This window comes from Microcystis sp. LEGE 08355 (assembly GCF_015207185.1).
Classification (GTDB): domain Bacteria; phylum Cyanobacteriota; class Cyanobacteriia; order Cyanobacteriales; family Microcystaceae; genus Microcystis; species Microcystis panniformis.
The window spans coordinates 1-7663 of sequence record NZ_JADEXI010000191.1; the positions used below are offsets into that span (position 1 = coordinate 1).

A 7663-nucleotide genomic window follows, 5' to 3' on the forward strand; every position below is an offset into this window, starting at 1 on the left:
TTGGTATTTAGGAGGATTAAATTATCAAGTTGTCCACCATCTTTTCCCGCAAATTTGCCATTTTCACTACCCCAAAATTGCCCCAATCTTAGCGGAAGTTTGCCAAGAATTTGGCGTTAATTATGCCGTTTATCCCACCTTCTGGGGTGCTTTAGCTTATAATTATCGTTGGCTCAGGCAATTAGGCAATAAACAAAGTAATTTCGATCTCAAATTAGCCAGAACGTAGGTTGGGTTGAAGCATGAAACCCAACGCCCGCTCATGTTATGCTACCGCTAACCCATCCGACAAATAATTGTGCCTCCCTACTTATCAGTTATCAGTTATCAGTTATCAGTTATCAGGTGTGAGTTATCAGTTATCAGTTATCAGTTATCAGTTATCAGTTTTCAGTGAATAGATAGTAAGTACCTAAGCAAAATTAATTACACATATCTAACCCCGGTCTTGCCTCTTGCCTCTTGCCTCTTGCCTCTTGCCTCTTGCCTATCTTCACTAGGAAATTTATTTTGCACGACTACTTATTAAGCGACAAGCTCGGAGCTGCCTTTTTACTGATTAATGTTGACTGATTACTGATTACTGTTTACTGTTTACTGATCACTGAAAAATGAACCTACCCAACTCGATTACCCTATCACGACTCTTGGGACTGCCATTAATTTTATACTGGTTGCACCAAGGTACAGAAATCGATCGCTGGTTAAGTTTAATTATCTTTCTGATTGCTGCCAGCACCGATTGGCTCGATGGTTATCTAGCGCGAAAATTCAATCAAATCACCGAATTAGGCAAATTTCTCGATCCTTTGGTCGATAAATTACTGGTTCTCGCTCCTCTTTTAGCTCTGATTGAAATGGATTTAATTGCTGCTTGGGGAGTATTTTTAATTCTTGCTCGGGAATTAGTGATCGCTGGTTGGCGCATTAATCCGAATTTAACGGGAAATAGCGACATAAAAGGGGCTAATTGGTGGGGAAAAAGCAAAACAGTCAGCCAAATTATCGCTATCGCTCTCTTAATTGCTCCCTTGCCTTCTGAATATAACTTAATTGCTCAGATTGCCTTTTGGCTATCGGTGACATTAACTTTAATTTCTGGGGTGATTTACGTCACACCCAGCCCCAAATTAACCCAAAATTGATAAAAATTTAACCATCAGCAATAATTCAGGAAACAAACCAAGAGAAAAAGGTTGCATTTTTTTTTCTCGGTATATGATAATCATGGGAGAGGACTGTCAAACTCTTCAAATTCAAACATATCACTCAAAGAAAAAACTATGCCTCCTATCACCATTGCTGCTCCGATTGGCTCCACCACGGGTTATACCATCAATACTACCACTTTCCCCCCAAGTCTAGCAGCTTTTTGGGCAGCCGCTCCAGCCAATCTCGACCTAGCCGTTTCTATCACTACCACAGTCACCGGTAGAAATCTTACTGCTTTAGGTGAAATCTCTGGACGTTCCGCTTGGTTACTTCGCAACGGATTTGGTCAGACTGACGTGGCGAGTGCTAACCTCTCTGGTTATAAAAGCACCCCCCCTTTTTCACAAAATTATTTTCTTCCTGGCGGAACTGACACTTACGTCGCCTCTACTTTTGTAACCGGTCCGGCAACCCATATCCTCGACTTTGGTGGTAATCAAAGGTTTACTAAAGCACAAAACCAAGATGCCGCTAGCGAAGAAATTGCCATGTTGGGTAACCTTGGTCCCTTCGTACTTAGAGGTGCAAATGGTAACGATACCCTAACCGGTAGCATGATGGCCGATACCCTGTTCGGTTTCGACGGAAACGATAGCCTAAATGCTGGTTCGGACAACGATAGCCTAGATGGTGGCAATGGAAACGATACCCTAATCGGTGCCAATGGAAACGATACCCTAATCGGTGGCAATGGAAACGATATCCTAGATGGTGGCGCGTTATCCGATAGCCTAACTGGTGGCGACGGAAACGATACCCTAACTGGTGGTCTGGGAACGAATATCCTAGATGGTGGTAATGGTGCTGATACATTTGTATTTACCAATCAGGGTAATCAGACAGTTACCCAATTCATTACCGGTGATAATGATGTCTTCGCATTTACTGTTAGTGCTTACGGAGGCGTTCCAACAGCGGGTACGACGGCAGTTGTTAGTAATGCGGCTACTGCTGTCAATGCTTCTAGCAGTATCATTGTTGATACTTTTGATAATATTGAGGCCTTGGGGAATACTAAATCATCAATTCGTTTTGCCTTCGCCACCGATACAAAGACCCTCCTCTATGACTTTGACAGTGACTGGTCAACCCCCAACATCACCGTTGCGACAGTTACCTCGATTACTGGTACATTAGCTGCTGGTAACTTCGCCTTCATTTAATTCCTTGTTTGAATAGACAGATACTGGGTGTGTTAGCTAGGGCTAAGACACCCTTATTACTTTAATGGTGAAGTGGGAAGTCTCTGGTTTTAGGGAACTCTGGAATAGGCAACGGGAAAAGTAGCTGGTAGTATTGGGATTAGTTTTGTGTGGTGATTAACTGACGGTGATAATCGCCCCATAACTTGGCTGCCTGTTGACTACTGCCCGCAGTGGGAGAATTGTTATCATTCCCTAACCAAATGCCTGTCACCCAGTCGCGACGGGGAAGATAACCGATAAACCAGAGATCCACATAATTATCCGTAGTTCCCGTTTTACCCGCTTCTCCCATGCCAATACTAGCAGCACCTCCTGTACCATTAGTTATCACCCCCCGCAATAAGCTATTCATTGTTTCGGCGGTTTTAGGGGAGATTACCTGCTGATTTCTCTCGCTATCGTCGCCATAGTCATAAATAACCCGACAAGTACTCAAATCCTCCACATTTTTACAGTCGGAAGCGTCGAGAATGCGTTTAATGGCGTGGGGACGATTCCAGCGCCCGCCATGGTCAAAAACCCCATAAGCGCCGGTCATTTCTAAGACATTTACCTCGCTTTGCCCTAAAATTAGCCCCGGTACAGCATTTAAAGGTGATTTCACCCCCAAACGTTCCGCCACATTGACCACATTACTTAATCCTGCCTCGCGAGCAATGCGAAGGGCAACACTATTTTCCGATCGCGCTAAACCTTGAAACATATTGACCCCCCCGCTACTACGTTCACAGGGAGAATAGGCTTGTCCTTGCCAAGAGAGTCCAGCGCAGGTATAGGTTTTATAGGGCGATATTCCCTTTTCTAGGGCGGCAGCATAAGCAAATACCTTAAAAGTGGAACCGGGTTGACGTTTAGCTTGGATAGCGCGGTTAAATTGGCTTTTTTGATAATCAACTCCCCCGACTAAAGCGAGAATTTCCCCAGTTTGACTGTTTAAGGTAACTAAAGCCCCTTGGGAGTATCGATAGCGGGGGCCTTGGTTTAAGACATTATTTTTTAAGCTTTTTTCTGCGATCGCTTGCAGCTGGCGGTCTAAACTGGTTTCAACGATAAAATTGCCCTCTTTGGCCACTTCTTCCCCTAAAAGGTCCTGTAATTCCTCGAAAACGTAACTATAAAAATATGGTGCAATCGTACTAGATAGGGATTTTTTGGCTTGGGGACTGATTTCGATGCGGGATCTGCGGGCGCTGGCCGCCGCTTCCGGGGAAATCATCCCTAATTGGGCCATGCGATCGATGACACGATTGCGTAGTTGTACGGAAGTGTCGTAATCTTGAATGGGATTAAATCGATTCGGGGCGGGTAACATGGCCACAAGAGTAGCAGCCTCGGAGATATCTAAATCTCTAGCGGATTTATCGAAATAAAAGCGGGCCGCATCTTCAAAACCGTAACCGGCCAGACCGAGATAAACTCGATTGAGATAGGTTTTGAGAATTGTATCCTTACTATAGACCGCTTCTAATTGTAAAGCGACCACAGCCTCCCGGAGTTTGCGATCGGCAGTATTTTGGCGACCGACTTCGGGGAATAAACTACGCGCTAACTGTTGAGTCAGGGTGCTGGCCCCTTGACGAATGCCCCGACCTTGCCAATTAATCATAACAGCCCGAACAATCCCCAAAGGATCAACCCCAAAATGCCAGTAAAAACGACTATCTTCGGAAGCGACAACCGCCTTGGGCAAATAGGGAGAAAAATCGCCCAGATTATCTAATTCTCGGTGAGTTTCCTGTCGAATGGGATTGAGGGGAGTTTGACCATCCCTAGGGTAAACCACCACCGGACCGCTCACCCCGGAAGGGAGTGGATAAACATTAACTTTGCGACTTTCCCAGATAATCCCTAAAACCAATAAACCGAAAATACCCCCCGCACCATAGAAACCATAGCGCAAAAGTCGCGCCCACAGGGGAGGGGGACAGTAGTAGGAGATGGTGACACAATTGGCTAAGTCTGGGGGGGCCAGGGTAAAGATATCACCATGACGCAGGGAAACGCTTTTGAGACGACGTTTACCCATATAAACCCCGTTGGTGGAGTTTTCATCTGTGAGCAGGAAATTATGGGGATTTTTCGGGTCACGCTGCAGGGAACAATGAATCTGACTGACCACGGTATTACGGATAGTAATATCACAGGAACTGGAACTACGACCCAACAAATAGCGATCGCCGATAAGGTGATATTTGCTTTCCCCGCTGCCATTCTCGTTTTTAAGGCGTAATTCGGGAACTCTCGCCCCTTTTTTGAGATTTACCGCCTGAAAATTCACCTTTCCTTGCAATTTCTGCACGGCAACGGTGACAAGTTGACTAATTTGGGTTTTCGGCGACTGGTTAGACATAGTTTTTATCAGTTATCAGCTTCTGAAGGCAATAGGCAATAGGGGAAGTGGGGAAGTGGGGAGTGGGGAATTTCAACTAAAACCCCAACACCCTAACACCCCCCGCAATGCGCACGCAGTGACCACCCTAACACCCCAACACCCTAACACCCTAAAACCCTAACACCCCAACACCCCATCTCCCCAATTCCCAATTCATACCCAATATCCCTAAATTGCCATTTTAGCCTCTAAAGCTTTCAGGTATTCCGTATTGACTCCCGACTCGCGAATCAGAGCAATTTTACCGGTACGGGCCACCTCGCGAACGCCAAATTTATTCAGCATTTGCATAATCGCCACCATTTTACCCGGATCCCCCACCACTTCGATGGTCAGGGTTTCCTCGGAAATATCCACAATCCGGGCCCGAAATACCTGCGCTAATTCGATCACTTCCGCTCGGCGCTCGGCGGTAGCATTAACTTTAATCAGCATTAATTCCCTTTCCACACAAGGGGTTTGGGTGATATCCTGCACCTTGAGGACGTTAATTAATTTGTAAAGTTGTTTGGTTAACTGTTCGATGCTGTCCTCGTCTCCCGGTACTACCATCGTAATCCGAGAAACTCCCATCTGTTCAGCAGGACCCACGGCCAGACTTTCAATATTAAAGCCGCGACGGGCGAATAATCCAGCAATACGGGTTAAGACTCCCGCTTCATCTTCAACTAATACGGATAATGTGTGTTTCATGGCACTCTATCTACACAACCTAGATTTAACCATTTTGACACTCCCCGCGCTAAAGCGACGGGGATTCTTGGTTCCAAGAGATTACTTGCTTAGACAGAATTACTTCTGAAAAAGTAGAGGTATTCTCTCCCCAAGCGTTCATCGGGTCTAGCCCAAAAGTTCCCGTATGCCCTACGGTACTTAACCCTTTTTTAAGGATATTAATAGCGGCGTTTTCATCCCTATCTAAAACACACCCACACTTACACTGATGGGTTCTAGTCGATAAAGATTTTTTAACAACTTCACCACAGTTTGAACAGTTTTGGCTTGTATAGTTCGGTGGGACAGCAATCGTTATCTTGCCGAATTTAACCCCAAAATACTCCAGCCATTCTCGAAACTGATACCAGGCCGCATCATTGATCGATTTAGCTAAACAATGATTCTTGACTAAGTTCTTAATTCTTAAATCGACCTGGGCTATCACATCTAAGAAGCGAACTACGCACCTTGCTAACTTTACAGCAAAGTCTTTACGTTGCCTACTTATTTTAAGATGAGCCTTAGCCAATCTTTGTCTAGCTTTTTGACGATTTTTACTTCCCTTTTTCTTTTTAGATAATCGTCTTTGAAGTCGTTTTAATCTTTTCTCGGACTTTTTTAAAAATTTAGGATTGTCAACTTTATTACCTTCATGATCAGTATAAAAAGAAGCTAATCCCACATCTATTCCGATACACTTACCTGATGGTTTAACATCCTCTTTTACTTCACAAGAGAGAACAAATTGACAATAATAGCCGTCAGCACGTTTAATAAGCCTAACTCGTTTAATGTCAGACTGCTGAAAGTATCCTAAGTCCCAAGTCCCTTTTAGTTTAACTGTTCCAATCTCCTTTTTATCACTGAAATGAATGGTTTTAGGGTTAAGAAGCTTCCATCCTGTTGTTTTGTATTCAACCGAGCGGGAAAACTTTTTAAACTGAGGATAGCCTTTCTTTCCGATTACCTTCTGCTTACAGTTGTCAAAGAAACGGGAAATAGAAGACCATGCCCTTTCAGCCGATGCTTGCCTTGCTTGAGAATTTAATTGACTAGCAAATTTAAAGTCATGGGACAAAACTCGACAATAAGCTGATAGATAATACTTATTTACACCTTTGTTGTCCATCCAATAATTTAAGCATTTATTACGGATGAATTGAGCGGTGCGGATAGCATCGTCTATAGCCTGATACTGTTTTAATTTAGCCTCAACTTTAAACTCTAGGACAAACATTTACTCTAAAATTTTAAGAATAAACTTATTTTAACACATTAAATATTAAACTGACAACCCATCACCTAAAAGCCGCCCTCTGCTACGCGGGCATGGCGGGGAACCTTAAACCCAAGTTTTCGGTAAGACAGGAGACAAGGCCGGAACAGTTTGTCTTCTCTGAGGGATTCAGGTAGAAACCTCTACTCTGTCAAAGTTTATATCCAATCTTCCTCATCCCCTTTGTTTACCTCCCGCTCTTGGTTTTCATCCTGGGCGGGGGGCGTAATAATCCGATAATTGACATCGTAAACTTGCTCGGCTTTTTCCCCGCGAGTCTGTTTGGCCGTGCGGTAACTATAGGAATAAACTGAGCCAGTTTGATAACTGTCCTCTGGAGGCTTGACAAAATTCGCTTTTTCCTCATCGGCAACCCTAGGCGAGAATTCTTCCCGATCCTGAATGGTCGTCGGTTTTTCGGCTTGCCCTGAGCTACGTCGAAGGGGGGGTGTATCAAAATTCCAATCATCACCGCTATCTCTTTCCCAATCGTTATCTGGTGGAGACGCAGCAGAATCTTGAATATAGGTAGGTCGGGGAGATGGGGGTGGAACTTTGGGATTATTGGCTATAGGAGGGGAAGTTTTTGGGGCAGCCAAAGGACGACCAAAACTATAGAGAAATTGCAGGGTTAAACCACTGATAATTCCCGCTAGGGTGAAAAGTAACACCCAGACAGCTAGGGGCAGTTTTACCGTCATAATACCGCCAAAAAAGACCAAAGTGATCACCCCCAAATTCTGCCAGATCAGTAATCCGCCCACTGCGATCGCAAATAAGACCATAATCCAGCCCATTTTTACCTCCCTTGATTCAGTGATCAGTGATCAGTAAACAGTGATCAGTAAACAGGTATAAAGA

The 7663-nt window shown here is 44.4% G+C and carries 7 protein-coding genes; 3 read left to right on the top strand and 4 right to left on the bottom strand.

What is annotated here, in order from left to right; genetic code table 11:
• From IQ242_RS11420 to IQ242_RS11430, 3 genes are all read left to right on the top strand, one after another.
• A partial coding sequence (locus IQ242_RS11420; protein WP_193960055.1) for a fatty acid desaturase occupies positions 1-229 on the top strand: 229 nt, incomplete at its 5' end.
• Between the two features lie 382 nt (positions 230-611).
• Positions 612-1145 carry a CDP-diacylglycerol--glycerol-3-phosphate 3-phosphatidyltransferase gene (gene pgsA / locus IQ242_RS11425; RefSeq protein WP_193960056.1) on the top strand — a complete coding sequence of 178 codons (534 nt, stop codon included), beginning with the start codon at positions 612-614 and terminating at the stop codon, positions 1143-1145.
• Positions 1146-1283: 138 nt separating this feature from the next.
• Positions 1284-2375, top strand: a complete 1092-nt coding sequence (locus tag IQ242_RS11430) for a calcium-binding protein (RefSeq protein WP_193960057.1) — start codon at positions 1284-1286, stop codon at positions 2373-2375.
• A 139-nt stretch (positions 2376-2514) separates the two neighbouring features.
• Here the strand turns inward: IQ242_RS11430 and IQ242_RS11435 are convergent, their stop codons facing one another.
• The 4 genes from IQ242_RS11435 to IQ242_RS11450 form a co-directional block, all read right to left on the bottom strand.
• Positions 2515-4767, bottom strand: coding sequence for a PBP1A family penicillin-binding protein (locus IQ242_RS11435; RefSeq protein ID WP_193960058.1), 2253 nt, complete (start codon positions 4765-4767; stop codon positions 2515-2517).
• Positions 4768-4977: 210 nt separating this feature from the next.
• Positions 4978-5502 carry an acetolactate synthase small subunit gene (ilvN, locus tag IQ242_RS11440; RefSeq protein ID WP_002743360.1) on the bottom strand — a complete coding sequence of 175 codons (525 nt, stop codon included), beginning with the start codon at positions 5500-5502 and terminating at the stop codon, positions 4978-4980.
• A gap of 49 nt (positions 5503-5551) precedes the next feature.
• Entirely contained in the window at positions 5552-6763 is a 1212-nt protein-coding gene (locus IQ242_RS11445) for an RNA-guided endonuclease TnpB family protein (RefSeq protein ID WP_193960059.1), read from the bottom strand.
• Positions 6764-6960: 197 nt separating this feature from the next.
• On the bottom strand, positions 6961-7599 hold the full coding sequence (locus IQ242_RS11450) for a hypothetical protein (protein WP_193960060.1): 639 nt from the start codon (positions 7597-7599) through the stop codon (positions 6961-6963).
• Positions 7600-7663 lie beyond the last annotated feature (64 nt).